Annotated in this window: 20 protein-coding genes; 13 read left to right on the top strand and 7 right to left on the bottom strand. The window is 62.0% G+C overall.

The window, feature by feature from the left end; all coding sequences use genetic code 11:
• Positions 1–57 precede the first annotated feature (57 nt).
• Positions 58–1008 (top strand): GlxA family transcriptional regulator, encoded by a 951-nt coding sequence (locus CAF63_RS22785; RefSeq protein WP_085689132.1) that lies wholly within the window; start codon positions 58–60, stop codon positions 1006–1008.
• Positions 1009–1098: 90 nt separating this feature from the next.
• Positions 1099–2571, top strand: a complete 1473-nt coding sequence (locus CAF63_RS22780; RefSeq protein WP_085689129.1) for a winged helix-turn-helix domain-containing protein — start codon at positions 1099–1101, stop codon at positions 2569–2571.
• Here CAF63_RS22780 and CAF63_RS22775 read toward each other — a convergent pair.
• Positions 2533–5319, bottom strand: a complete 2787-nt coding sequence (locus CAF63_RS22775) for a winged helix-turn-helix domain-containing protein (protein ID WP_085689126.1) — start codon at positions 5317–5319, stop codon at positions 2533–2535. The genes CAF63_RS22780 and CAF63_RS22775 overlap by 39 nt on opposite strands.
• A gap of 332 nt (positions 5320–5651) precedes the next feature.
• Between CAF63_RS22775 and CAF63_RS22770 the strand changes: the two genes are divergently transcribed.
• A complete protein-coding gene (locus CAF63_RS22770) occupies positions 5652–6221 on the top strand; it encodes a flavodoxin family protein (protein WP_085689124.1) in 570 nt (189 codons plus the stop codon).
• Positions 6222–6228: 7 nt separating this feature from the next.
• On the opposite strand, the gene CAF63_RS22765 is transcribed toward CAF63_RS22770, so the two are convergent.
• Positions 6229–6630, bottom strand: a complete 402-nt coding sequence (locus CAF63_RS22765; RefSeq protein WP_085689120.1) for a helix-turn-helix domain-containing protein — start codon at positions 6628–6630, stop codon at positions 6229–6231.
• 244 nt (positions 6631–6874) lie between these two features.
• On the opposite strand from CAF63_RS22765, the gene CAF63_RS22760 reads away from it, so the two are divergent.
• The 7 genes from CAF63_RS22760 to ycaC all read left to right on the top strand — a co-directional run bounded on the left by CAF63_RS22760 (position 6875) and on the right by ycaC (position 13375).
• Positions 6875–7858 carry an MBL fold metallo-hydrolase gene (locus CAF63_RS22760; protein WP_085689117.1) on the top strand — a complete coding sequence of 328 codons (984 nt, stop codon included), beginning with the start codon at positions 6875–6877 and terminating at the stop codon, positions 7856–7858.
• 45 nt (positions 7859–7903) lie between these two features.
• Positions 7904–8827 carry a LysR family transcriptional regulator gene (locus tag CAF63_RS22755; protein WP_085689114.1) on the top strand — a complete coding sequence of 308 codons (924 nt, stop codon included), beginning with the start codon at positions 7904–7906 and terminating at the stop codon, positions 8825–8827.
• A gap of 316 nt (positions 8828–9143) precedes the next feature.
• Positions 9144–9515 (top strand): DUF6124 family protein, encoded by a 372-nt coding sequence (locus CAF63_RS22750; RefSeq protein WP_085689111.1) that lies wholly within the window; start codon positions 9144–9146, stop codon positions 9513–9515.
• A gap of 245 nt (positions 9516–9760) precedes the next feature.
• Positions 9761–10177, top strand: a complete 417-nt coding sequence (locus CAF63_RS22745; protein ID WP_085689108.1) for a DoxX family protein — start codon at positions 9761–9763, stop codon at positions 10175–10177.
• Positions 10170–10796, top strand: a complete 627-nt coding sequence (locus tag CAF63_RS22740) for an antibiotic biosynthesis monooxygenase (RefSeq protein ID WP_085689104.1) — start codon at positions 10170–10172, stop codon at positions 10794–10796. The genes CAF63_RS22745 and CAF63_RS22740 overlap by 8 nt, the downstream gene beginning before the upstream one ends.
• 44 nt (positions 10797–10840) lie before the next feature.
• Positions 10841–12679: an amidohydrolase gene (locus CAF63_RS22735; RefSeq protein WP_085689102.1), complete on the top strand. Its 1839-nt coding sequence runs from the start codon at positions 10841–10843 to the stop codon at positions 12677–12679.
• Positions 12680–12748: 69 nt separating this feature from the next.
• On the top strand, positions 12749–13375 hold the full coding sequence (gene ycaC, locus CAF63_RS22730) for an isochorismate family cysteine hydrolase YcaC (protein ID WP_085612768.1): 627 nt from the start codon (positions 12749–12751) through the stop codon (positions 13373–13375).
• Positions 13376–13433: 58 nt separating this feature from the next.
• On the opposite strand, the gene CAF63_RS22725 is transcribed toward ycaC, so the two are convergent.
• Positions 13434–14861: a mechanosensitive ion channel family protein gene (locus CAF63_RS22725; RefSeq protein WP_085689099.1), complete on the bottom strand. Its 1428-nt coding sequence runs from the start codon at positions 14859–14861 to the stop codon at positions 13434–13436.
• Between the two features lie 63 nt (positions 14862–14924).
• The gene (locus tag CAF63_RS22720; RefSeq protein WP_085689096.1) at positions 14925–15941 is read right to left on the bottom strand and encodes an alpha/beta hydrolase; all 1017 of its coding nucleotides are present in this window, start codon (positions 15939–15941) and stop codon (positions 14925–14927) included.
• A 161-nt stretch (positions 15942–16102) separates the two neighbouring features.
• On the opposite strand from CAF63_RS22720, the gene CAF63_RS22715 reads away from it, so the two are divergent.
• A complete protein-coding gene (locus CAF63_RS22715; RefSeq protein ID WP_085689093.1) occupies positions 16103–17002 on the top strand; it encodes a LysR family transcriptional regulator in 900 nt (299 codons plus the stop codon).
• A gap of 152 nt (positions 17003–17154) precedes the next feature.
• Here the strand turns inward: CAF63_RS22715 and CAF63_RS29075 are convergent, their stop codons facing one another.
• The 3 genes from CAF63_RS29075 to gspG all read right to left on the bottom strand — a co-directional run bounded on the left by CAF63_RS29075 (position 17155) and on the right by gspG (position 19543).
• The gene (locus tag CAF63_RS29075; protein ID WP_085689090.1) at positions 17155–17835 is read right to left on the bottom strand and encodes a hypothetical protein; all 681 of its coding nucleotides are present in this window, start codon (positions 17833–17835) and stop codon (positions 17155–17157) included.
• A gap of 77 nt (positions 17836–17912) precedes the next feature.
• Entirely contained in the window at positions 17913–19100 is a 1188-nt protein-coding gene (locus CAF63_RS22705) for a type II secretion system F family protein (protein ID WP_085689087.1), read from the bottom strand.
• 14 nt (positions 19101–19114) lie between these two features.
• Complete coding sequence (gene gspG / locus CAF63_RS22700; protein ID WP_085689084.1) at positions 19115–19543, bottom strand: type II secretion system major pseudopilin GspG; 429 nt, start codon at positions 19541–19543, stop codon at positions 19115–19117.
• 203 nt (positions 19544–19746) lie between these two features.
• Here gspG and CAF63_RS22695 point away from each other — a divergent pair, with 203 nt between their 5' ends.
• Both CAF63_RS22695 and mnxG read left to right on the top strand, forming a co-directional pair.
• Positions 19747–20358: a lytic transglycosylase domain-containing protein gene (locus CAF63_RS22695; RefSeq protein ID WP_085689081.1), complete on the top strand. Its 612-nt coding sequence runs from the start codon at positions 19747–19749 to the stop codon at positions 20356–20358.
• Between the two features lie 201 nt (positions 20359–20559).
• Complete coding sequence (gene mnxG / locus CAF63_RS22690; RefSeq protein ID WP_085689078.1) at positions 20560–26394, top strand: manganese-oxidizing multicopper oxidase MnxG; 5835 nt, start codon at positions 20560–20562, stop codon at positions 26392–26394.
• Positions 26395–26510: the final 116 nt, after the last annotated feature.

The raw sequence follows: 26510 nt of genomic DNA, 5'->3' as shown, positions 1-26510 counted from the left end.
TACTTCGTGATAATGCCTCTATCTATATCTGTTCATTGATTTCAGTGATGTTTCCCTATGAAAACTGTAGCGATGGTGTTATTTCCCGATTTTCTCCTGCTCGACATGGCCGGGCCGCTGGAAGTGTTTTCGGTTGCAAACCGCTACTTGAAAGCACCTGACCACTATCGGGTCATGACCCTCGGCACCGAGCACGGGCCGGTGCGTGCCTCGAACGGTGTGGTGGTGCAGGCCGACCGGCATATCGATGAGGCTCAGGAAAGGTTTGATCTGTTGCTGGTGCCCGGTGGCCCGGGAGCCTACAACGAAAAGCACCCTTCGCTGCTGGCCTGGCTACCGGGAGCGGTCCGACGCAGTGAGCGCTATGGTTCGATCTGCACCGGTGCATTCGTGCTTGGCCATGCTGGCCTGCTCAAAGGCTTTCGCGCGACCACCCACTGGAATTACACCGAGCGTCTGATCAAGAGTTTTCCCGATACGTCGGTCGCAACCGATCAGATCTACGTTGAAGATCGTAATCTCATTACCTCCGGCGGTGTCACGGCCGGTATCGATATGGCACTGGCGGTGGTGGCTCGTGATCACGGTAAAAAAGTCGCGCAGGATGTGGCGAAAGTGCTGTTGGTGGTGATGAAACGTCAGGGCGGCCAGGCGCAGTTCAGCCCGTTGATGGCTGCGGTGGCCCCCCAGGAAACGCCAATCACCCGGGTTCAGAACCATGTGCTGGAGCACCTCGAAGAAGCGTTCACCGTTGAGCGTATGGCGGGTCTGGCGAACATGAGTGCGCGGCATTTTGCCCGGGTATTCGCTCGTGAAGTCGGTATGACGCCGATGGAATTCCTGCAGAGTGCACGCATTGATTGCGCCCGCAATTTGTTGGAGACCAGCGATTTGCCACTGAAGACGGTGGCCTACAAAAGCGGTTTCGGCAGTGTGCGGCACATGCGTTTTCTGTTCGGCGAAAAACTCGGTCTGACGCCGGCGCAGTACCGCGAACAGTTCAGCTAGAGCGTTTCTGTCCGTCGAGCGCACCCGGATGTCCGTGCTGCGCCCTGCAAGGTGGTTGTACCGTCATCGAGGCCTGCCAAGATAATGGTCATGAACAACCTTAACGAGTTGCACGCGGCGTCGGTCTTGCGCTTCGGCCCCTATGCGTTTCATTTGCGCCAACGCCTGATCCTCGAAGGGGATCGACAATTGCGCATGGGCGGTCGTGCGCTGGACATTTTGCAAGTACTGGTCGAACGCGCCGGCCAGGTAGTCGACAAGGAACAATTGATTGCGTTGGTCTGGCCGACATCGGTGGTCGAGGAGATCAACCTTCGGGTGCACATCGCTGCCCTGCGCCGGGCGCTTGGCGATGGCGATAATGGTCAGCGCTACATCATCAACGTGCCGCAGCGTGGATACAGTTTCGTTGCCCCTGTGCATGGCGACAGCGACGCGCAAGTGGTGTTTGAAAGTCTGCAGGCGCCTCAGCACAACCTGCCCGCCAGGTTGACGCCTGTCACCGGTCGTGATTCGCTGATTGGCGGTCTGGTGCGGCAACTGCCATTGTCCCGGCTGATGACGATAACGGGGCCTGCCGGTGTCGGCAAAAGCACAGTGGCACTGCGCGCAGCGGAATTGTTACTGCAGCATTTTCGTGACGGTGCATGGCAGGCAGATCTTTCGCTGATCGACGAAAAGACCTCGCTTGTCGACCACTTGTTGCAAGTACTCGAAACCGACTTCGCCTCACTGACTGCGCGCCATGCCTTGCTGGTGCTGGACAATTGCGACCGCGTGCGAGAAACCTGCGCAGATCTGGTCGAGACTTTGCTCGCCGCCGCGCCACGCCTGTCGATTCTCGTCACCAGCCGCGAGGCCCTGAATCTTGGTATTGAAACCGTACAGCAGCTGCCGCCCCTCGTGATTCCGAAAAGTTCGGCGATAACCAGCGTTGACGACGCCATGGGTTATTCGGCTGTTCAACTGTTCGTCAGCCGCGCCCGTGCGCGACAACACGGCTTCAGTTTGCGTGAACAGGATCTCGGGGCCGTACGCGATATCTGTCGGCGTCTCGATGGTCTGCCGTTGGCGATCGAATTGGCGGCGGCCCAGATCGACGCGCTGGCAATGGTCGGATTACAGGCACAATTGGACAATTGTCTGCAAGTCTTGAGTCTCGGCAGACGCACGGCCGTACCACGTCATCAGTCGATGAAAGCGGCACTCGACTGGAGCTATCAACGCTTGAACGATCAGGAGCAACGCGTTCTGCAACGCTTGTCAGTGTTCAAGATGGCCTTCACCCTGGATGTCGCCATTGGCGTGATCAGTTGCGTGCAATTGCCGCCTTCGACGCTGGCGGCAATTGTTGAACGGCTGGCGGCCAAGTCGTTGCTGACGACGGAGCGAGCCAATGGCGCGGTGCGTTACCGAATGCTCAATACCATTCGCCGCTTTGCCCGCAAACAGCTTGAACAGGGTGGCGAGCGCAGTGAATTCGAACACCTGCATGCACGTTACATGGGGCGGACGCGTCTGACCTCAGGCGCCGGACTGAATGCGCAACCGGTCGATCAGTGAGCGCACTTTGCGCAAGTCAGGTGTGGCGTAGCCTTCGGTGAAGCGTTGGTAAACGGGCGTCAACAGATCCAGCGCTTCGCGGTAACGTGATTGCTGCTGCCACAACTGTGCCAGTGACGTTGCACTGCGCAGTTCCCAGGCCAGAGCGCCCTGGCTGCGGGCAACGTCCAGCGCTTGCTGCAGGATGCCTTCGACCGAGTGGGCGCAAGGCGATTCACCCGCCAGCATCGTCTCGGCCCTGGCCCGCAGAACTTCCGCCGTACTCCATCCCGCCGCCCCGTTACGCGCACGTTCCAACAGCGCATCGTCAACGAAACCACTGTCCAGCGTCACCATGATTTCCCTGACCAGACCACTATCAGACGCAGGAACAGACGGTGCCGCGTCGGCATCAATGACCAGCGCGTAGTGTCGGGCCCAGGTGTAGAACAACAGCACTGAATGCTTCTGGGCTTGCTCCAGCAAGAGTTGCAGCAAGGCTCGAGCGTTCTGGTGGTCGCCGTTGTATTGGGCGATGAGACAGGAAGCCAGTGCCAGGGTGTAACAGATCGAAGTGCCGTGGTTGATTTGCACGGCGATGTCCAGCGCCTGTCGCGCGGTGCGCCAGGCCTGCTCGGGAAAGCCTTGCAGCCACAGCACCCGGGCGAGGACGGTCAGTGACGCGACGCTCTGGTCATACTGCACGCCGAAACCATGGGTGAAGCGATTGAGATGACCGCTGTGGGCCATGCGTTGAATCACCTGCTCGGCGTGAATCCGTGCCTGATGCTGATCCCCGGCGTAATGCAGGGCAAGCACTCTCAACCGGTGCGTACTCAGCGACAATTGCGCATCACCGTGAACGCCGAGACTTTCGAATTGTTCGCTCTGCTGCAGTGCCATCTGGTAATTGCCACAACTGAGATTGACCGCCATGTGTCCCGATACCGCCCGTAGTTGTCCGGCCATGTCATTGTGCTGTTGTGCCAGCAGGCGGGCACTGACAAAGGCATCGATGGTTTCGGCAGTGCCCCCCCAGGTGTGGTAACAGGCACTGCCGAGGGCCAGTTTCAAGGCAATCTGAACTCGCGGGCAGGGTTGATCCGAGGATTCGATCAACGCCAATGCCTGGCGCACATAACCGCCGTACTCCCTCAGCAGTGACAACTCTTGCCAGAGCGGTGCCGACGTTGCGGCCAGCTGTACACCCAGGTGTCGCGAACCCTCTTCGTTCAGCGTCCAGTCCAGTGCGGCGCGCAAATCCTCCAGACCTCGGGTATAGCGCTCGATCCACAGCTCGGTCGGCGTATTTTCCCAATCGGCCTGCGCCTGATGCATCAGTGTCAGGCAGCGTTCTGCGTGACGCTCACGGGTTTCGCCGAGTTCGCCTGCGTGGTCGAGTTTTTCCAGTGCATAGCGGCGAGTGGTGTCGAGCAGTCGATAGAACACTTCCTCATCACCGACCTCGACGTTGAGCAGTGATTTTGCGACCAGTTGCGAAATCGAGGGCAACACTTCATCGGGCTCGATTGCCTGGCCAACAATGACCGCCGCCGCAGATTCCAGTGTGAAGGCCCCGCGAAACACGCCCAGTCGGCGCAGACAGGTTTGCTCGCAACTGTCGAGCAGATTGAAGCTCCAGTCGAGTGTGGCGCGCAGTGTCTCGTGCCGGCCGAGGCGGGTCTGGAGGGCTCCCGGCAATCGGCCCTGAAGCTGTGTCAGCAGACCGTCCAGCCCCAGACTGGCCACTTGGGCGGCAGCCAGTTCCAGCGCCAGGGGAATGCCATCCAGCCGCCGACAGATTTCGACTGCCAACAGCAGCTCGGCATCGTTCGGATCAAAATGTTCATGGGCCGCCGTCGCCCGCTCGACAAACAACTGCAGCGCGGAAAACTCCATCGCTTGTTTGCGATCAAGCACAGCAATCGGCGGAGGACAGTCCAGCGACTCCAGACGTTGCACGAACTCGCCTTCTGCCCGCAGGCTTTCCCGGCTGGTCGCCAGGATATGCACATGGGGTGCACCGCGCAGAATGCTTTCGCTGATCAGCGCCACGGCATCGATCAGGTGTTCGCAGTTGTCGATCACCAGCAACATCTGCCGCTCGCGCAGACTATTGACCAGACAGGTCAGTGGTTCGCTGGCGTGCAATGAAAGATCGAGCAGGCCGGCCAGGTGCGAACAGATGGACGCGGGGTCGTTGATCGGTGCCAGATCCAGCAGGCGAATGCCGTCGCGGTAGCGGCCGATCAACTGTTCGGCAACGCGCAAGGCCACGGTGGTCTTGCCGATCCCGCCAGGGCCGACGAGGGTGATGCAGCGTTGACGCGGCAGTTGCGTCAGCAGGTTTTCGACCAGCGGCTGGCGACCGATCATTCGCGTGCGACGCAGCGGCAGGTTATGCCGACCCATGTTGTCGGCGGCGGGGCGTTGTTCGATGGATTGCAGTATCAGCGGCGCGACAAAACTGTAGCCGCGCTGCGCCACGGTGACGATGTAACGCTGCCCGGCCTGACCGTCGCCGAGGGCCTTGCGCAGCGCCGCCATGTGCACCCGCAAATTGATGTCTTCCACCACGCTGTCCGGCCAGACGCCGGCCATCAGTTGCTGCTTGCTCACGACCTCGCCGGCGCTGGCCAGCAGGATCAGCAAAATGTCCATGGCGCGCTTGCCCAGACGCAAAGGCTGATCGCCTTCCAGCAACAGTCGCTGACCTGGATGGATCCGATAGGGGCCGAAACCGAGGGCCTGATTCGGGGAAAGACTCAACCGCTCACTCCTGTACTGCTTTTTTAATCCTGGCCCTTTGTCGTGAAGAACGTATGACGGGCAGGGCGGACAGCGACTTGAGGGTCACGCAAGCCGTCTGATCCGCGGTATCCGAGCATATTCCTCAGGATTGTGCTTCAAAGCAACTGGCGCGTAGGCCCGGTGTTTCGACATCCGTCAGTTCACCGTTGCAGCCCCACTGTATTCAAAGGCTGAAACCTCTGTCGATTCATCCGATAGCCGGAGAAAATTAACAACGATTAACTCGTCGTGTGACCGTGCTACCCCAAGACTTCGGGGCAATGGAATGCATACGTCCGGGGGACGCTGCAATGAGCAAGGTAGTGGTGGTCTATCACAGTGGCTACGGGCACACCCGGGTCATGGCCGACGCAGTGGCCCAGGGCGTGGAGCGCCATTCGGGCAGCACCTGCCGGTTGATAGCGGTGGAGGAAGTGGAGGCGCATTGGGAGGTTCTGCACCGCGCCGACGCGATCATTTTCGGCGCGCCGACCTACATGGGCAGCGCGTCGGCAGCCTTCAAGCAATTCATGGAGGCCACCGCACCTTTCTACCTGGCCAAGCCCTGGCGCAACAAGCTTGCGGCGGGTTTCACCAACTCCGGCAATCTGTGCGGCGACAAACTCAACACCTTGCTGCAAATGGCCGTGTTCGCCGCTCAGCACTCAATGATCTGGGTCGGTCTTGACCTGCTGCCACCACGCGCTTTCGCTGGCACGTTTGACGGTCAGTTGAACCGCCTCGGCAGCTCGCTGGGTGCCATGTCTCAATCCTGTGTCGAACAACCGCCCGGGCAATCGCCGCCCGTCGAGGATCGGCTGACCGCAGCGCACCTGGGGGAGCGCGTGGCGCAACTGGCTGAACGGCTGGTCGAGCGGTGACAGCGGCTCAGCGGTTTTTCATGACCTGACAGCGCCATGCAAACGGATTGATCCCTTCGCTGCGAGTGAAGATATGGCAGAAGTGCGCCTGATCGCAGAAGCCGCATTCCAGGCTGATCTGCGTGAGGCTGTGGTTGGTGTGCTGGATCAGCAGCTTGGCCCGGGCGATGCGCTGGGTGCGGATCCAGTCTTGCGGCGAATACCCGGTGCTGCATTTGAACGCCCGGGAAAAGTGACTGCGTGACAGTGAGCAGGCACTGGCCAGTTCGGTGACTTCCAGGCTGTCGCCCAGGCGTTCGAGGATCAATTGTTTTACCAGCCGCTCCCGCTGCGGACTGAGCCCGCCTGTGGCGGTTCTGCGTGATTCGATGGCAGGAGCGAGGGCGACGGTTTGCTGTGAATGAGCCATGGCAAGGGTCCGTGTCGGGGGGAATGCGCTGTCGAGCGTTCCCTTGGTTCAAAAAACAACGCTGCGCAGAGAGTTTCATTGTTCGGCGAGGGGCGAGGGCTGACGAGTTAAACGTTGTTAATTACGCTGGCGGAACCTGAACTCAGCACACCGCTGCAAGTCCTCGTGGCGCAGGGCAGGCAGGATGACAAGGACGGGCGGGCCATTGGGGGCCGCAGTTTCGGGCTGGACCAAGGGGATAGGCATGAAAGGATTGTTCAGCGCAGTGACGGGCCTGGCGCTTGCCGGCGTGATGAGCAGTGCCATGGCGCAGGCACCACAGATCGGTACGCAGGCACCCGGTTATTTCCGACTGGCGTTGGGCGATTATGAAGTCACGGCGCTATTCGACGGCTACAACGATCTTTCGCCAAAGCTTTTGCAGGGTATGAGCCAAAGTCAGATCCGCGCGCTGCTGGCCCGCCGCTCGATTGAAACGCCGGGTGTGCAGACGGCGTTCAATGCGTTTCTGGTCAATACCGGCAAGCAACTGATTCTGGTCGATACCGGTGCGGGGCAGTGCATCGGCGCCACCGCCGGCCAGCTCTCGGCAAACATGCAGGCCGCCGGATACAAGCCCGGACAGGTCGATGCGATTCTGCTGACCCATCTGCACCTGGATCACGTTTGTGGACTGGTCGACGGCCAGCAACAGCCGATCTTTGCCAACGCCACGGTCTACGCCGCCAAGGCTGAAGCCGACTACTGGCTCGATCCGCAGGCAATGGCCAAGGTCCCGGCCGGCGCCCGGGAATTCTTCAAGATCGCTCAGGACTCCACCGCGCCCTATAGAGCCGCCGGGCGGTTCAAGACTTTCTCCGCTGGCGAGTCGCCGCTGCCGGGGCTGGTCGAGGCCACGCTTGAAGCTGGGCACACGCCGGGCAGCACGACCTACCGCTTTACCTCGCAGAACCAGAGCATCGTGTTCATGGGCGACCTGGTGCACAACCTCGCAGTACAGTTCGATCATCCCGAAGTGTCGATCAGTTTCGACGTCAACAATCAGCAAGCGATCAAAAGCCGCAACGCGGTGTTCAGTGCAGCGGCGGCGAGCAAAACCTGGGTGACGGCCGCGCATTTGCCGTTTCCGGGTATCGGCCACATCACCACCGTGGAAAAACATTTCCAGTGGGTACCGGTGGAATACGGCCCATACAAACGCGCGGCCAAAGTGCCGCTGATCGAGTAAAGTGCCCAGCTCCCACGTCAGGCTAAAACAAGGAAAACGTGCCCAATGAACCGTAACGATCTGCGCCGCGTCGACATGAACCTGTTGGTGATTTTCGAAGCGCTGATGTTCGAAAAGAACCTGACCCGCGTCGCCGAAAAACTGTTCATGGGCCAGCCGGCGGTCAGTGCGGCGCTGGGGCGACTGCGCGACCTGTTCGACGATCCTTTGCTGCTGCGCAACGGTCGCGGCATGGAGCCGACGGCGCGGGCACTGGCGATTCTCCAGGAGTTGCAACCGGCGATGGACGTGATTTCCGGCGCGGTCAGCCGGGCGAAGGAATTCGATCCGGCCACCAGTTGCGACGTGTTTCGCATCGGCCTGTCGGACGACGCCGAGTTCGGTCTGTTTCCACCGCTGCTTCGTCAGTTGCAGGAGGAGGCGCCGGGGATTGTCGTGGTGGTACGTCGCGCCAATTACCTGTTGATGCCGGGTCTGCTGGCGTCGGGGGAAATCTCCGTCGGCGTGAGCTACACCACCGATCTGCCGGCCAACGCCAAGCGCAAGAAACTGCGCGATATTCCCTGCAAGGTTCTGCGCGGCGATAACCGCCCAGGCCCGCTGACCCTCGACGAATACTGTGAGCGGCCTCATGCGATGGTGTCGTTCTCAGGTGACCTGAGCGGCAACATCGACATGGACCTGGCCAAGGTCGGCCGCACCCGCCGTGTGGTGCTTGGCGTGCCGCAGTTCAGCGGTTTGCGCGCCTTGCTGGCGGGCACCGAGATGATCGCTACCGTCCCGGATTACGCAGCCTGCGCACTGGTCGAAGGCTGTGCGTTGCGGGCTGAAGATCCACCGTTTCCGATTGATGCGGCGCAACTGTCGATGGCCTGGAGCGGGGTGCATGACAACGACCCGGCGGAGAAATGGCTGCGGTCGCGGATCAGTCAGTTCATGTCGGTGACGCTGGACATTCCGGCAGTTTAGCGCGGTGTTGAAAGGTGTTTATGGTTACGTCCGGAGCCACAACGCCTTGCGCCTTTGCCTACGTGTACGCCAGAATCCGCCGGCTTGTGTGCCTTGTAGCTGGGTCTTATCGTTTTCGGGTCGCTGACGAATCAGCGATCGGGTCTCGCAGCCCGCGATCTCTGGACGCACAACATCCTCCGGTTTTATGGCGGCTGTACGTGGGAGACCCTCGGGTCTGCCGGTTCTAGAGTCCCGGTCTGCGACCCGCGTATGGCTGCCACCCCCTTCGTATCGCAGCGAATCGTGGCAGCTCAATGACTCTGGAGATGCGACCATGATCAAACCCACGCCAAACCCGCCTGAAACCGACACAACCTCGCCCTACGAAACCCTCGATTCAAAGAAATTCCACGAAGCCGCCGAACGCGCTCTCGATCACTACCGCAATCCGCTTCTCCCCAGAAAACCTCTGCTCAAACCCAACGCTCGCTACCTCATAGCGCCCGGTATCGACAGCGAAGAACTGCTGGCCGACGCCTGCGAAACCCTGACCTGTGCCAAAACCATGGCCACCGACTTCGCCGGGCTGGTGGACGGATCGCAGCGGCATGTGCTGTTGGGGATTGCGCAGTTGATCATGCTCGGTGAGCTGGCTGTAAACCGGGCGCTGGATGATCTGGAACTGAAGTCTGAGGCGCCGCTGTAACCTGATCCCCTAGTCACCCTGCTCACCTGCTCACCTGATCGTTCCCACGCTCTGCGTGGGAATGCCTCTATGGACGCTCTGCGTCCGCTCTTGGGGACGCGGAGCGTCCCGGGCTGCATTCCCACGCGGAGCGTGGGAACGATCACGGTTCCGGCCCTGAACACGCCAAAGAGAGCACACCCATCCAATTTCCCCCCGATCAATCGTTGCACCATTACCTGCAATGATTGATCAAGGATGGGCCCATGAACGCGGCACAACGCAATGACCAGGCGCAACACCTCGGCCTGCTGTTCCTGCGGGTCACCGGCGGATTGTTTCTGCTGTTCGTCCACGGCTTGCCCAAGCTGCTGGACTTCACCGCGCAGTTGCAACTGATCGAAGACCCGTTCCACCTCGGTGCCCACCTCACGCTCATCCTGGCGATCTTCGCCGAAGTCCTCTGTCCACTGCTGATCGTCGCCGGGTTACTGGTGAGATTGGCCTGCTTGCCTATTCTGTTTGTGCTGCTGGTGGCGCTGCTGCTTGTGCATCCGCAATGGAGTGTGGCCGAAGGGCAGTTCGGCTGGTTGCTGTTGATTCTGTTCACCACTGTTCTGATCGCCGGGCCCGGACGGCTGGCGCTCAATGTTCGTTTGCCCGGAGTGCTCCGTTATGCCTGATACCCAGTCCCTGAAAAAACCGGGAGCCGATGAAACCGTGACGTTGATCGTCAAGCATCGGGTCAAGGCCGGTTTTGAACAGCCGTACGAAGCCTGGCTGCGCAACATCGTCAGTGTGGCGGGGCGCGAAGAAGGGCATTTGGGCGTGGACGTGATGCGCAGCCAGCAGGGCGGGCTCGCGCTGTTCACCTGTGTGCTGCGTTATTGCTCGACCGACGCCATGCAGCGCTGGCTCGACTCGCCGCAGCGTCAGAAACTGATCGATGAAGCCGCGCCGATGCTCGCCGATGGCGACCAGACCGAAGTCAATACCGCCAGCGAATTCTGGTTCACGCCGACGGCCGAGGCCGGTTCGCCACCACCGCGCTGGAAGCAGGCCGTGGTGACGCTGCTGGTTATCCTGCCGCACACCTTGCTGGTGCCGTTGATCTGGGGCCCGCTGCTGCAACTCAACGCGTTTCTGTCCAACTACGTGGTGGCCACGTTCCTGATCACGCTGACCATCGTGCTGTCGGTGGTCTACGTGTTCATGCCACCCGTGACCCGACTGTTCGCGCCGTGGCTTGAAGCCGGTCAGTCACACAAACACCTTGAATCCAATGCCAACCCGCCGCGCTGAGCGGCGCGTCCGGGCTCCGTTTCACTTATCTCGAAGGAACTGCGATGAACGCCGATCTGATTCTTTTCAATGGCCAATTTCATACGGTAGACCGCGAAAAACCGCTCGCCAGCGCCGTGGCGATCAAGGACGGGCGCTTCGTCGCCGTCGGTAACGATGCCGAGGCAATGGCGCTCAAAGGTGCCGGCACTCAAGTGGTCGACCTCAAGGGCCGCTGCGTGATTCCCGGTCTCAACGACTCGCACTTGCACCTGATTCGTGGCGGTCTGAACTACAACCTCGAACTGCGTTGGGAAGGCGTGCCGTCGCTGGCCGATGCGCTGCGCATGCTCAAGGATCAGGCCGACCGTACACCGACCCCGCAATGGGTGCGCGTGGTGGGTGGCTGGAACGAATTCCAGTTCGCCGAAAAGCGCATGCCGACTCTCGAAGAAATCAACCAGGCGGCGCCGGATACCCCGGTGTTCATCCTGCACCTGTATGACCGCGCGCTGCTCAACCGCGCCGCACTGCGCGTGGCTGGCTACACTCGCGACACGCCAAACCCGCCGGGCGGCGAGATCGTGCGTGATGCCAACGGCAACCCGACCGGCATGCTGGTGGCGCGGCCGAACGCGATGATTCTGTACTCGACCCTGGCCAAGGGGCCGAAGCTGCCGCTGGAATATCAGGTCAACTCGACCCGTCAGTTCATGCGCGAACTCAATCGCCTCGGCCTGACCAGCGCCATCGATGCCGGCGGCGGTTTCCAGAACTACCCGGACGATTATCAGGTGATCGAACAACTGGCAAAAGACGACCAGTTGACCGTGCGCATCGCCTACAACCTGTTCACCCAGAAGCCGAAAGAAGAGCTGACCGATTTCCAGAACTGGACCGGCAGCGTCAAGTTGCATCAGGGCGATGACTTCCTGCGTCACAACGGCGCCGGCGAGATGCTGGTGTTCTCGGCAGCGGACTTCGAAGACTTCCTCGAACCGCGCCCGGACCTGCCGCAGACCATGGAACAGGAACTGGAGCCGGTGGTGCGTCACCTGGTCGAGCAGCGCTGGCCGTTCCGTCTGCACGCCACCTACAACGAATCCATCAGCCGTATGCTGGATGTGTTCGAGAAGGTCAACCGCGACATCCCGTTCAACGGTTTGCCATGGTTCTTTGACCACGCCGAAACCATCACCCCGCAGAACATCGAGCGGGTGAGGGCGCTGGGTGGCGGTATCGCGATTCAGGACCGGATGGCGTTCCAGGGCGAATACTTCGTCGACCGCTACGGCAAGCAAGCCGCTGAAGCCACGCCACCGATCAAACGCATGCTTGCTGAAGGCGTACCGGTCGGCGCCGGCACCGACGCTACCCGGGTCTCCAGCTACAATCCATGGACGTCACTGTACTGGATGGTCAGTGGCCGCACCGTGGGCGGCCTGGCGTTGTATGAAGAAGGCTTGCCGCGTACCACCGCGCTGGAACTGTTCACCCACGGCAGCGCCTGGTTCTCGTCCGAGCAGGGCAAGAAGGGCCAGATCAGGGTCGGCCAACTGGCGGACCTGGCGGCACTGAGCGCGGACTTCTTCAGTGTCGAGGAAGAAGCGATCAAGTGGATCGAGTCGGTACTGACCGTGGTCGGCGGCAAGATCGTGTACGCCGCCGGCGACTTCGAAAAACTCGGCCCGGCCAGTGTGCCGGTACTGCCGGACTGGTCTCCGGTGGTGAAAGTCCCGGGTCACTGGCGCCCGAACTCGCCGTTGCAGGCGCAGGTTCACCAATGCAGCGGTCCGTGCGCGGTGCATACCCACAGCCATGAAAAGGCCCGTCTGTCGAACGCACCGGTCAGCGACTTCGCCGGTTTCTGGGGCGCGTTCGGCTGTTCCTGCTTCGCTTTCTGATTCCGTTGAAAAAGCGCCGGTCGTCGTGACCGGCGCTCCCCGCAAAACCCATCCATCGAGGAGTTTCACATGAGCAACGTTCCTTACAGCCGCCTGAACAAAGACGATGCCGTTGTGCTGTTGGTCGACCACCAGACCGGTCTGATCTCGCTGGTGCAGGATTTCTCGCCGAACGAGTTCAAGAACAACGTGCTGGCACTGGGCGACATCGCCAAGTTCTTCAACCTGCCAACCATCCTCACCACCAGCTTCGACAGCGGCCCTAACGGCCCGATCGTGCCTGAGCTGAAAGAGCAATTCCCGGACGCACCGTTCATTGCTCGTCCAGGCCAGATCAACGCCTGGGACAACGAAGACTTCGTCAAGGCCATCAAGGCCACCGGCCGCAAGCAACTGATCATCGCCGGTGTGGTGACTGACGTGTGCGTAGCGTTCCCGACCCTGTCGGCCATCGCTGAAGGTTTTGAAGTGTTCGTGGTGACCGACGCTTCCGGCACCTTCAACACCACCGTGCAACAAGCCGCTTGGGCGCGTATGTCCGCTGCCGGCGCACACCTGCTGAACTGGTTCGCCGTGGCTTGCGAGCTGCAAGTCGATTGGCGCAACGACATGGAAGGCCTGGCGAATCTGCTGTCCCAGCGTCTGCCGAACTACCGCAACCTGATCAACAGCTATACCAAGTTCACTGCCAAGTAAGCTTGTAACGAAGAGGCCCGCCAAAGTGGCGGGCCTCTTTTTGTCTTCTGAAAAGGGCTCAGCGTTTTTGCAACCAGCCCAGGAATCCACCTTTCCTCACTGGCGCAGGCTTGGCCATCAACGCCAACCGGCTGTTCTGCTGCCGTACCGCCTGCAGTTTATTCAACGCCCGACCCACTTCACTGCGCTGCTCCATGCACTGACGAGTCAGGTTCTTGTCGAGGCGGTAAATGATCGAAGACGTCAGCGCGGTAAACGTTGCCTGCGAAGGCGTATCCGCCAGAATGCTCTGCTCACCCATCACCTCACTCGGCCCCATGCGCCCGGCCTCGGTGAATCCGTTGCCGTCCGGCACGCTAGCGCTGACCACGCCAGTGGCGATCACGAACAGACTGTCTGGGACTTCCTCCAGATTGAGCACCACCTGCCCGGCGCTGTACTGCTGCGCGACCATCGATTCGGCAAGACGATCGCGTTCCTCATGGCTCAGCGAACGGAAGATTTTCACTTCATCGAGCAACGCGCGAGCGCGGCTCGAAGGTTCGATCACGCCGTCCGGGTGCCGCGAGATGCCGGCGGCTTCGAGATGGCGGTGGGCGAGGTCGAACAGTTGATTGCGTACTTCGCTTTTCTTGCCCAGTTCGGCGATGAAACCGCTGGCTACGTATTCCGACATTTCTTCGCCGGCCTCTTTCAGCACCACTTTAGGCGCAGGCGAGAGCAACAGGCTGCTGCTGCCTTGCAGGGTGCGGTCGAGGGCGTCGAGTACCCGGCGCGGACGGATGTGGTTCGGCACCTTGATGCTGATCGACACGCCGTGCAGGTTGTTCGGTCGGCTGAGGTTGACGATCTTGGCCTTGGCCGCCACCGAGTTCGGCACCACGGCCAGGGTGCCGGTGCTGGTCAGCAGGTGCGTGGCGCGCCAGTTGATGTCGAGCACCTTGCCTTCGACGCCGTCGATGACCACCAGATCATCCACCTGATACGGCTTGGTGGTGTTGAGCACGATGCCGGAAAACACGTCGGCCAAGGTGCTTTGCAGCGCCAGACCGATGACGATGGCCACCACGCCGGAGGTCGCAAGCAGGCCTTTGACCGGCAGATCCAGCACATAACCGGCGGCGGCAACGATGGCCGCCAGAAACACCAGCGCGCCGATCACGTCCTGCAGCAGACGGCCGCTGTGGCCGATGCGGCGCATCAGAATCAGGCCGAACACTTCGGTCACCACTCGCGCGGCGTACAGCCACCACAGAATCCCCAGTGCCGTCGCCCCGAGTTGCGCCACCGGGTCATCGGCAAACAAAGGTGCCTGCAGCGGGCTGACGCCAGCGTTGATGACCAGTGCACTGAACGCCAGAAACAGCACCAGTCGCACACCGACCCGTGGGGCGCGGTGCTTGAATGGCGCGAGATGCCAGAGCAGGGCGTCGAGCACCAGCAACAGGGCACTCCAGGACAGCAGGTGGGCAGAAAAAAGGCTCATGAGGTGAACTCCGGCGGACACAAAAGAAAACGCCACACCCGAAGGTGTGGCGATTGGTTTCACTCAGTTCAGGTGGGTCTTGAGTTCCGCCGCTGCCTGGCGCACGGCGGCTTTCACTTCAGGAATCCTGTTCAGCGGGTTGAGCAGGCCGAAGTCGTGAATCATCCCGTTGTAGCGCACCGAGGTCACCGGCACACCGGCCGCATCAAGGTGGCGGGCGTAGCCTTCGCCTTCGTCACGCAGCACGTCGAACTCGGCGGTCTGCACCAGCGCAGCGGGCAGGCCCTTGAGCTGTTCGGCGCTGGCGTTGAGCGGAGACGCATGGATCTGTGCACGCTCGGCCGGGTTGGTGGTGTAGTTGTCCCAGAACCACTGCATCATGCCCTTGGTCAGGAAGTGGCCCTCGGCGAATTGCTGGTACGAGCCATTATCGAACCCGGCGTTGGTCACCGGCCACATCAGCAACTGGAAGCGCAGGGCCGGGGTTTTCTGTTCCTTGGCCATCAACGCCACGACCGCCGCCATGTTGCCGCCGACGCTGTTGCCGGCCACTGCCAGACGCTTGCCGTCGACACCGATTTGCTTGCCGTGTTCAGCCACCCATTTGGTTGCCGCGTAGGCCTGATTGATCGCGGTCGGGTACTGCGCTTCCGGCGACGGCGTGTAATCGACATACACCGCGACTGCGCCAGAACCCACCACCAGATCACGAATCAGGCGTTGGTGCGTCGGGAAGTCCCCCAGCACCCAGCCGCCACCGTGGAAGAACATGAACACCGGCAGCTCGCCTTTGACCTTGGCCGGACGCACCACTTTCAGGTTGATCGTCTGGCCATCGACCTTGATCGCCTTGTCGCTGACTTCAACGCCGGACAGGTCAACCTTCACCGAAGCCTGGGCGCCGGTCAGCACCGCACGGGCGTCTTTCGGGCTCAGTTGCTCGAGCGGTTTGCCACCGCCGGCGGCGAGGGCGTCGAGGAAGGCCTGGGTGTTGTGTTCGACCCCAGTGCCTTCAGCGGCGAACGCGTTGCCGATCGACAGGGCGAGGAGGGAAGCAGCGAGGGTTTTCTTGATGTTCATGTGCAATTCCTTTTTAAGTCGTTTGAGTTTTGTATGCCTTGGGATCGGGCTGCTGTGGCGCTGGGCTTCAGGCCTCAGCAACACCGTGAGCACAGATTAAAGAGGTGCCGGAAAGTGAAAAAGCGGCTATAAAGCGTTTAACTGTCAACCAGAGAGTGACAATGAACCCGTTCGAAGACATGCGTATTTTTTGCCAGGTGATGGACTCCGGCAGTTTCACGGCGGCGGCCGATCAGTTGGGCCTGTCCAAGCAGTTCGTCAGCCGACGCTTGATGCAACTGGAGGAGCGTCTCGGCGTGCGATTGCTCAACCGCTCGACCCGACGGCTGGACGTGACACCGCTGGGCCAGAGCTATTACGAGTCGGCGCTGCGCTTGCTTGGCGAAGTGGAATCGGTGGAGCAGGGCATTGCCGGACAGACTGCCGAGCCGCGCGGGGCGATTCGCGTGAGTGCGCCGCTGTCGTTTGCGCTGGCGCATCTGGGCTGTCTGCTGCCGCCGTTTCTGCAGCGTTATCGCGAGGTCACGGTGGAAGTGGACTTGAGCGACCGTCCGGTGGATCTGCTGGGCGAGGGCTACGACCTGGCGCTGCGCATCGGTGTGTTGGAGGACTCGACGCTGATCGCCCGACGCATCGCGTCCATCGAACGGGTTTACTGCGCCAGTCCCGCGTATCTGTCCGAACGCGGTACACCGCTGAAACCGGAAGATTTGCTTGATCACGATTGTCTGCCATACGGGCACGGCCGTTCGGTGCAATGGCGGTTCAACGCGGGGCAGGGCAAGCCGCTGCTGGTGAACGTCACCGGGCGGATGCGCGTCAACAACGGTGAGTTGCTGCGGGATGCGGCGGTGGCGGGGATGGGGATTACCTATCTGCCGACGTTCATCGTTGGCGCGGCGTTGAAGGATGGGCGGCTGGTGCCGGTGCTGGACGAGTTTCGGCCGGAGCCGCTGACGTTGTCGGCGGTGTATCCGCAGCATCGTCAGGCGTCGCGGCCGGTGCAGGCGTTGATCGAGTTTTTGCGGGAGCGGCTGGATAAGGCAGACGCGATTCTATAGCCGCAGAAAGCTTCAGTAGCCGATAACTGTGGGAGCGAGCTTGCTCCGGGCGGCGTTCCGACGAAAGCTCTCTGTCTGCCTGCGAAGAGGTTGTGTGTACCGACGCCTTCGCGAGCAAGCTCGCTCCCACAGGTGGTGCGTTTCAAAGTGAGTCAGTTTGCGCGCTTGTCATCGCCAGGCTCGCCACCGACATGTACGCCGCGATCATCACCGGGCTCGCCCGCGGCATGCAGGCCTCGGTCATCACCGATTTCGCCGGCACGGTGTACGCCATGGTCGTCACCGATTTCACCAGCGCGATGTACGCCGTGGTCGTCACCGATTTCGCCAGCGCGATGTACGCCATGGTCATCACCGATTTCGCCGGCACGATGTACGCCGTGGTCGTCACCTGGTTCGGAGTGAGTGCCGCTGCGGCCCGAAGACGCCGTGTTGCCGGAATGGCCCGAACCGTGGTCGCTGCCGCTGTGGCCACTGTTGCCGCCGCCACTGCCGCTGTTGCCGCCACTGCCGCTGCCACCGTGACTGCCGCCGTTACCGCCGCTGCCGCTGCCACCGTGTCCGCCACTGCCTCCGTTGCCGCCACCGCCTCCATTACCACCGCCACCACCTCCGTTGCCTCCACCGCCTCCATTACCGCCACCACCGCCTCCATTGCCGCCACCACCGCCCCCGTTGCCACCACCACCGCCGCCACCACTGCCGCCCCCGCCGCTTCCTCCTTCCTTGGCCTGTACGCTGGACACGCCTGACAGGTTGTCCGGGATCAGTACGGTAGACGCCGACAGGACTGCGCCGATGGCCATTGCGAGCATGAGCTTTTGAATGTGCATATCGTTCTCCGTCTTTGTTGTCTTGGTGGGGAACATGAATCTGCATTGCTGCGGTTGATCCGACCCGTTCCCCGGGGTCAGTGGATACTCGAAGCCAGTTCGAAGATCGGGATGTACATCAGGATCACGATCACCCCGATCAACAGGCCGATGAAGGTCATGAGCAGTGGTTCGAACAGACGCACGAACCACTCGATCCAGCGGCTGATTTCCTCGTCATAGAAATCGGCGCTGCGTTCCATCATTTGTCCGAGGTTGCCGGACTGCTCACCCGCGCGCAGCAGGCGCAGGGACACCGGTGTCACCAGGTGGTTGAGCTCGAGCGCCGTGGACAGCGATTGACCCTCGCGCACCCGCTCGCAAGCCTGGTCCAGTCGCGCCCGTGATGCCACGGTGAGCAGGCCGCGAACCATGCCCATGGCCGTCACCAGCGGAATCCCGCCTTGCAGCAGAATCCCCAGTGAACGGTAAAACCGCGCCAGCTCGTACATGAAAATCCGTTGGTGCACGGCGGGCAGTTTTTCGACGAGCCGATCCAGTCCTCGACGAAACGCCGGTTGTTTCTGCAGCACGGCGAGGGCGATGACGATCGCCGCCAGTGCGCCGAAAAACTCACCCTGATGGGCATGCAGGAACATGCCGCTGCTCATCAATATCTGTGACAGCCACGGCAGGTTCGAGCCCAGTCCTTCGAACACCAGACTGAAGCGCGGCACCACGTAACCCATCAAAAACAGCACCACACCACCGCCGACCACCAGCAGCAGCAATGGATAAATCGAGGCACTGATGATCTTTTGCCGCACCTCGTCCATGCGCTGGCGATAGCTCACGTAACGGCCCAGCGCATCGCCGACCGCGCCGGTTTTCTCGCTGGACTGTACCAGCGCCACGTACAAGGGCGGGAAAACCGCCGACAGCTGGCCCAATGCCTGGGAAAAGGATTTGCCTTCGTACAGCAGGCGAACCAGCTCGTTCAAGGTCTTGCGGGCAGCGGGTGCGGTTTCTTTTTCCGCGAGGCTTTCCAGCGCATCAATCAAGGGTAGACCGGCATTGAGCAACGTGGTCAGTTCCTGGCTGAACAGCACGAGATTGAAGGTCTCGCGCTTGCTCATGCGCAGCGAACGCCAATGCCGCTCGGCGTGCAGGCTGACCACGCGCAAGCCCTGCTCTTCAGCAATGCGTCGCGCCTCGCTTTGGCCCGGCGCCTCTACACTTAGCGACACCACGCCGGCCTTGCCGACGGCCTTCAGATGAAAACGCATGCGCTGTGCTCCGCTTATTGCCAGTTGGTGACTTCGGCGTTTTCACCTTCACCGCCGGGCTGGCCGTCCTTGCCCATCGACAGCAGGTCGTATTCGCTGTTCTCACCGGGATAGCGGTAGGTGTAGTTACGACCCCACGGATCCTGCGGCAGCTTTTTCTGCAAGTACGGGCCGGTCCATTTCGCTTCGTCACTGGGTGCTGTCACCAGTGCCTGCAAGCCTTGTTCTGTAGACGGGTAGTGGCCGACTTCCAGCCGGTACAGATCCAGTGCCTTGCTCAGTCCTTCGATCTGCGCCTTGGCGACCTTCACTTCGGAACGCCCCAACTGGGCGAAGTATTTGGGGGCGACGATCCCGGCCAGCAGACCGAGCACCACCAGCACCACCAGCAATTCCAGCAGGGTGAAACCGCGTTGGGTACGCGGACGAAAATGCAGCTTCATGATGACCTCCCGTGAGTGGCAGCCGTGTCGCCACAAGGGCTTATGCAATTGCCATGCTCAGCCCCCCGATAAATTCCGCCTTCGGGCTGCAGGCCCCGTATTACGGGCTTTTCAAGAATCGGCACAGTGCTTGCGTACGGCTGATTCACGACGGGTCAGTGGGGCATTTCCCCCAATTTTTCGGGCCTGTCAGGGGAGGTCCAATGATCCACACATTCACTGCAGGACTGCTCGGCTGTTTGCTGCTGAGCGGTGTCGCCGAGGCGGATGTCTTCGTTTCCATGGACGCCAAGGGTGACTACGTACTGTCCAACGTGCATCGCCCGGGACGCACCTACGAACGGGTCATCCGCGAACCCGATGCCCCGCTGGCCAGCCTTGACCGGCAACCGCAAATGATCGCCGACCAGCCCTACGCGGAACTGGTCTCGGCGGCAGCCAGCGCCAATCACTTGCCCGAGGCGTTGTTGCACGCGGTGATCAAGTCCGAATCCAATTACAACCCCGGCGCCACGTCGCCCAAAGGCGCCGGCGGTCTGATGCAGTTGATGCCTGACACTGCGCGGGAACTGGGGGTGAAAAACGTCTACGACCCCAAGGCCAACATCCAGGGCGGCGCCAAGTACCTCAAACGCCTGATGACCCTGTTCGACAACGACATCGCCTTGGCGGTGGCGGCCTACAACGCCGGGCCCGACGCGGTGCTCAGTCGTGGTCGGGTGATCCCGCCGTTCGCCGAAACCCAGCGTTATGTGCCCAGCGTGCTGCGTCAGTACCGGCGTTTGCAGGGCCTGGCGGCGGACGCGCCGTTGTAACTCTAAGCCCGGTTTTCCCCACTATCGGGGCAAGACCGTCGGCCCGGAAAAGTGGGGAAACGGGTGGGGAATATCCCCCGGATCCTCAAGTGACTTGTGTAACTGGCTGAACTGGAAAGCAATTTTTTGTGGCACGCGGATTGCTCCAGGGGGTTTGTCGAGAATCATTCCCTGTGAGCACCCACTACGAGGTTTCCGATCATGGTTGGCATTCACCACGCACCGTCCCTGTTGAACTGGCTGCTGTTGCTGGTCTCGATGCTCAGTGTCGAACTGGCCAGCGCCACCGTGCGCTGTGAGCGCAATCTGGTGGCCAACGTCGTCGCCTTCGATCAACCGCTGATGTTCAACCGCCTCGGTGCGCAGAATGCCAACGGGATGATGTACGCGCTGCGCCGCGATGTGGTGGATGAGCATGACGTTTCGCTGGCCAGTGGCGGCAGCGCGGTGCCGGGCAAAGTCTCGCTGCGGCCGGACAAACGCCCGCGGCCGCTGGTGCTACGGGTGGCCGCCGGTGATTGCCTGACGATCAACCTGCAGAACCTGCTCGATTATCAGGCCAACCCGAACAAGCATTTCGAAGGCCCTGAAGGCGAGGAGGGCGCCGAGAACGCCAACGGCGCCGATGCTTTCAAAGTCGACGAGCAGGTCGCCGACCGCCATGTCGGTTTCCAGGTCAACGGCCTGCAAGCGGTGAACAGCATCGACGACATTTCCTCCTACACCGGGCGCAACGCCAACACCCTGGTGCCGCCGGGCGCGAGCCGTTCGTACGTGCTGTACGCCGAGCGCGAAGGGGCGTTTGCCGTCAGCAGTCGCGGCGCGACATTTGGCGGGGAGGGCGCGGCCGGAAATACGGCCAATGGCCTGTTCGGCCAGGTCGTGGTGGTGCCGAAGTCGGGACGCACCTATCGCAACACCCTCACCGAAGAAGAAATGCGTCTGGCCACCACCGGCCGCACACCGGCCGGTCACCCCATTGTCGATTACCAGGCCCGCTACCCGCAGCGCGAACCGTGGGTGCGCGAAGGCAAGGCCGGCACGCCGATCATCAGCATGGTCGACGGCAACGAAATCATCTCCAGCGAAAGCGATGCGATTGTCATGGGCAGCAATGCCGACGGCAGTTTCCCGGCCAGCACCTATCCGTTGGAGTCGGTGGGCAAACGCAACCCGGCGATCCCCAACCGCCTCGAGCCGTTTCGCGATTTCGCCTCGCAGTTCCAGGACGAAACCGCCGCCACCCAGGCATTCCCCGCCTACTGGGCCGACCCGGTCATGGCCCATGTGCTGGAGCCGACCCGCGACTCGTTCATGATCAACTACGGTTCCGGCGGCATGGGCGCGGAAGTGGTCGCCAACCGCTTGGGCGTGGGGCCGATGCACGACTGCCTGTCGTGCGCCTACGAAGAATTCTTCCTCAGCTCGCACACCGTCGGTGACGTGGCGATGCTGGTGGACGTGCCGGCCAACACCGGGCTCGAGAACATCGCCCCCGGCCAGACACCGAGCGCCGATCAGGTCGGCGTCAAAGCCACCATGGCCCTGTATCCGTCAGAGCCTTCGAACGTCAACCACAGCTACATCGGTGACTTCGTCAAATTCCGCAACACCCACAACGGCCACGAACAGCACATCTTCCACTTGCACGGCCATCAGTGGTTGTTCAACCCCAACGACGACAACTCCGATTACGTCGATGCCCAAGGCATCGGTCCGGGGGCCGGCTATACCTACGAGATCGCCAATGGCGGCTCCGGCAACCGCAACCGGGTGGCCGGCGATGCGATCTATCACTGCCACTTCTATCCGCATTTCGCCCAGGGCATGTGGTCGATGTGGCGGGTGCACGATGTGTTCGAAGAAGGCACCCGGCTGGAAGTTTCGCAACAGGGCGCCGATGGTTATCACAGCGAGCCCTTCGCACTGCGCAGCGGTAAACCCGCCGCGGGTGCCCGGGCCTTGCCGGATGGCGAGATCATTGCCGGCACGCCGATTCCGGCCGTCGTGCCGCTGCCCGGCAAAGCCATGGCCCCGATGCCTGGCAAAGTGGTGGTGGTGCCGAAAATCGGCGAAACCCTGGTCGCCGGTAACGATGACGACGATGAGGAAGCGGAGGGCGATGACGACGGCGAACAACACGGCGGCAACGGTGGATCGCAGGCCATCGGTTCCCTGGCACTGGTCGATCGCAGCGAAGCCAACCGCAACCCCGACGGCAGCCTGAAAAACCCTGGCTATCCATTCTGGATCGGCGGCATGGAAAGTTCGGTGGGGCAACGTCCGCCAACCCCACCGCTGGACATGCTCGACGCCGCCACCGCGCAATCCTTGAAAGCCAGCGGCAAAGCGCTGTGGGCCAACCTCGACCCGAATCAGTCCGGCGGCTGGGACGGCGGATTGCAGCGGCACGCCCTCGATGGGGTGTCCGCTGGAGGCGAGGCACACACCGTGACCACGTCGCTGGATTTCTCCAAGGAAGTCACCCGCGCCAAACCGATTTACCTGCCCGAAGAGGGCACAGAAGTGGAACAGGCCGCGATGGCGTTCCACGCGAAAAAGGATCACCCAAGCTTTGCCTTGCTGCCCGGCAATCAGATCGTAGCCAAGGCCTTCCGCACCAACGGCGCCTTGCCGATTGCCGGCGCGCCGTACTACGAACCGTGCATGGACGACCGGCAAAAGCGCCTGACCAGCAGCGCCGGCACCGGTGAATTCGCCAGCGGCGATCGGCTGGACGGCATGTCCTTCGTCGGCGCCTCGACCTTCACCGCCGACCGCCCGCGCATCTACAAGGCTGCCAACATTCAGTTCGACGCGGTCTACAACAAGGTCGGTTACCACTTCCCGCAAGCCCGGATTCTGGCGCTGTGGGAAGACGCCTGGCCGGTGATCACCAAGCAGCGTCCGCCAGAACCTCTGGTGATGCGCATGAACACCTTCGACTGCGTGCAATACCAGCAAACCAACCTGGTGCCCGCCACCTACGAGATGGATGACTATCAGGTGCGCACGCCGACCGACGTGATCGGCCAGCATATTCACCTGCCTAAGTGGGACCTGACGTCCGCCGACGGTTCCTCCAACGGCTGGAACTACGAGGACGGCGTGCTCTCCCCGGGCGCTGTTCAGGAACGCATTCACGCGATCCGCGAATTCAACCAGTGCGAAGGCACCGATCCGCGCGACGGCACCCAGGCGTGCCCGAAAGCCAAGGCGCATCCGTTCTTCGGCCAGTTCGGGCGCAGTGACTGGATGGGCGCGCGCACGGCCATGCAACGCTGGTTCGTCGACCCGGTAGTCAATGCCAAGGGCGTGGATCGGGGGCTGGGCACCATCTTCACCCACGACCACCTCGGCCCATCGACTCACCAGCAGATCGGGCTGTATGCCACGGTGCTGGCGGAACCGGCCGGTTCCACCTGGTTCCACGCCGAAACCGGCGAGCCTCTGTACAGCGGCGCGCGGCAGGACGGCGGACCGACCTCATGGCAGGCGGTGATCAACACCGGCGACCTCGATGGCGACGGCAAGAACGACAGCTTCCGTGAGTTCTTCCTCGAATACAGCGACTTCCAGCACGCCTATGAAGCCGGTGTGTACGTGGGGGCCGGTCCCAACGGCGTGCCGAATCCGCAAGCGTTCCCGGCCACCGCCGACAGCTTCCGTTACGCGATCAACCCGCCGGTGCGCAACAACGCCAGCACCCTGCTCGAAGGTGTGCTGGAAGTGCAGGGCGGTCAGGTGCCGGGCTGCCCGAGCCGGCCTTGCCCCCAAGCGATCTCCGTGGATGACCCCGGCATGTTCGTCGTCAACTATCGCAACGAGCCGCTGGCCCTGCGGGTCTACGACCCGAACAAGGTCGGCCCGGACGGCAAGCGCGGCATGCAGGCCGACGGCCTCGGCGGCGATCTGGCCTACGCCATGCAAAGCCGCATCGACCGCGCGATCCCGGCGATGAACCTGGCGCCGAACCTGGTCACGGCCGCCACCGGACCGACCGGCGGCACCACCCTGTTCCCGCCGCACATCAACAAGGGCGGCAGCGAGCCGGGCGATCCGTTCACCCCGATGTTGCGCACCTACACCGGTGACAACGTACGTCTGCGGGTGCATGCCGGCGGCCACGAGGAAGAGCACAACGTCACCCTGCACGGCGTGAAATGGCTGCAGAGCGGTTCCGGTTTCGGCAACAGCTCCAACTCTGGCTGGCGCGCCTCGCAGATGATCGGCATCTCTGAACAGATGGGCTTCATCGCACCCGTTTCGATGCTGTCCAGTTCCGCCGCGACCACCGGTGATTATCTGTACTCGATGGACGCTTCGATCGAAGGCTACTGGAGCGGGATCTGGGGCGTGATGCGCAACTACACGGCCAAACGCAATGACCTGTTCGCCATCCCCAACAACCCGAACCCGGCCGGCATGCGCAACACCGTGGCGTTTGAAGGCAGCTGCCCAAGGATCAGCGCCAACCCCAACGGCATCGGCACCCGGCCGACGGTGCAGCGCAACTATGAAGTGGTGGCGGCGCTGGCCAACGACATCCTCGGCAATTCGCTGGGCCTGAGCATCGGCGACTCTGCCGGCCTCGGTCAGCATGTCGGCGGGCCGCTGAATCCGGCGGGTGGCACCCTGGTGCTGAACTCGCGCACGGTGAGCATCCCGCAGGTCACGGTGACTGATCCTGAGGACGGCGAGACCATCACCATCGGTGGCCAGAGCGGGCCGCTGCATGATCCGACGGCGATCCTGTACGTGCGCAAATCCGACCTCGATCCGGTCAGCGGCAAGCTCAAGCCCGGCATTCCGGTCGAACCGCTGGTGCTGCGTGCAGCGGCCGGGGACTGCATCAATATCACCCTGGAAAACCGTCTGCCGAGCGTGATGCCCGACCTGACGCAAACCGCCGTGATGCAAGGTATCGTCAAGCGCGATCGCAACAGCGGTCTGGGTTCGACCACCTTCAGCAACAACCTGATGCGGCCGTCCAGCCATGTCGGTCTGCACGCGCAGTTGCTGGCCTACGACATCACCAAGTCGGACGGTGCCAACGTCGGCGCCAACCCGATCCAGACCGTGCCGCCACGGGTTGGCAACAGCGGCGCCTACCCGACCCGTACCTATCAGTACTACGCCGGGCACCTGGAGCGTGAAGGCAAACCGGTCACGCAACTGGGCCGCAGTGTCGACAACATCAACGCCACGGCCGTGGAGTTCGGTGGCCTGAACATCACCCCGGCGGATGTGATCAAGCAACCGCAAAAAGGTCTGGGTGGTGCGATGAGCATCCTGCCGATCGGCGCGACCTGGGTCGACGATGCACGCAAGGTCAACGCCACGGTCACCGCACCGGGGCAGACGACCTACCGCGACTTCGCGATGGTCTGGCACAAGGCGCTGAACACCCGCTGGGCCAATGGCCGGCCGGTCGAAGGCATCGCTGCCGAGGGCTTCGGCGTGCCGACCGATCCGCAGGACAACTCGAGCATGACCATCAACTACAAGACCGAGCCGCTGTGGTATCGCTTCGGCCTCGCTCCGGATGCGCCGTTCGGCCATGCCGATGGCGCGGGTTACGGCGACATGACCAACGCGCACATGGCCTACAGCAATGCGCTGGTCGGGAGCGATCCGCAGACGCCGGTGCTGTATGCCAAACCGGGTCAGCCGTTCCGTACGCACATTCTGATGCCGAGCGGCGGCAGTCGCGGCACGACGTTCCAGCTCGACGGACACGTCTGGTCGCTCAACCCGTTCCTGGCCGAGAAGAGCGACACCGGCGGTTACCCGATGGGCACGCCGGGCGTGGGTTCGGTGCGCTTCGGCTACAACCCGATGTCGATGTACATCGGCGCTCACGAGAGCGTCCTGCCGGCGGCGCACTTCAGCTTCATGATCCCGAGCGCCGGGGGCAGCAACGCGATACCGGGGGACTACCTGTTCCGCGATTACGCCGCCTATGGCAACACCTCGGGGCTGTGGGGATTGCTGCGGGTGACCAATGAGCCGGAGCCGGCGCCGCCTGCTCAGTAGCTGGAATGCGATGGATCGGTGGATGCAAAAACTGTGGGAGCGAGCTTGCTCGCGAATGAAAGCAACTCGGTTTCGAGGGGTGAGGCGTCTGACGCCTTCGCGAGCAAGCTCGCTCC

It is taken from the genome of Pseudomonas sp. B20(2017), from assembly GCF_002113125.1.
Classification (GTDB): Bacteria; Pseudomonadota; Gammaproteobacteria; order Pseudomonadales; family Pseudomonadaceae; genus Aquipseudomonas.
The sequence above is the reverse complement of the archived record's forward strand: the minus strand, read 5'-3'. Positions and strand labels throughout refer to the sequence as shown.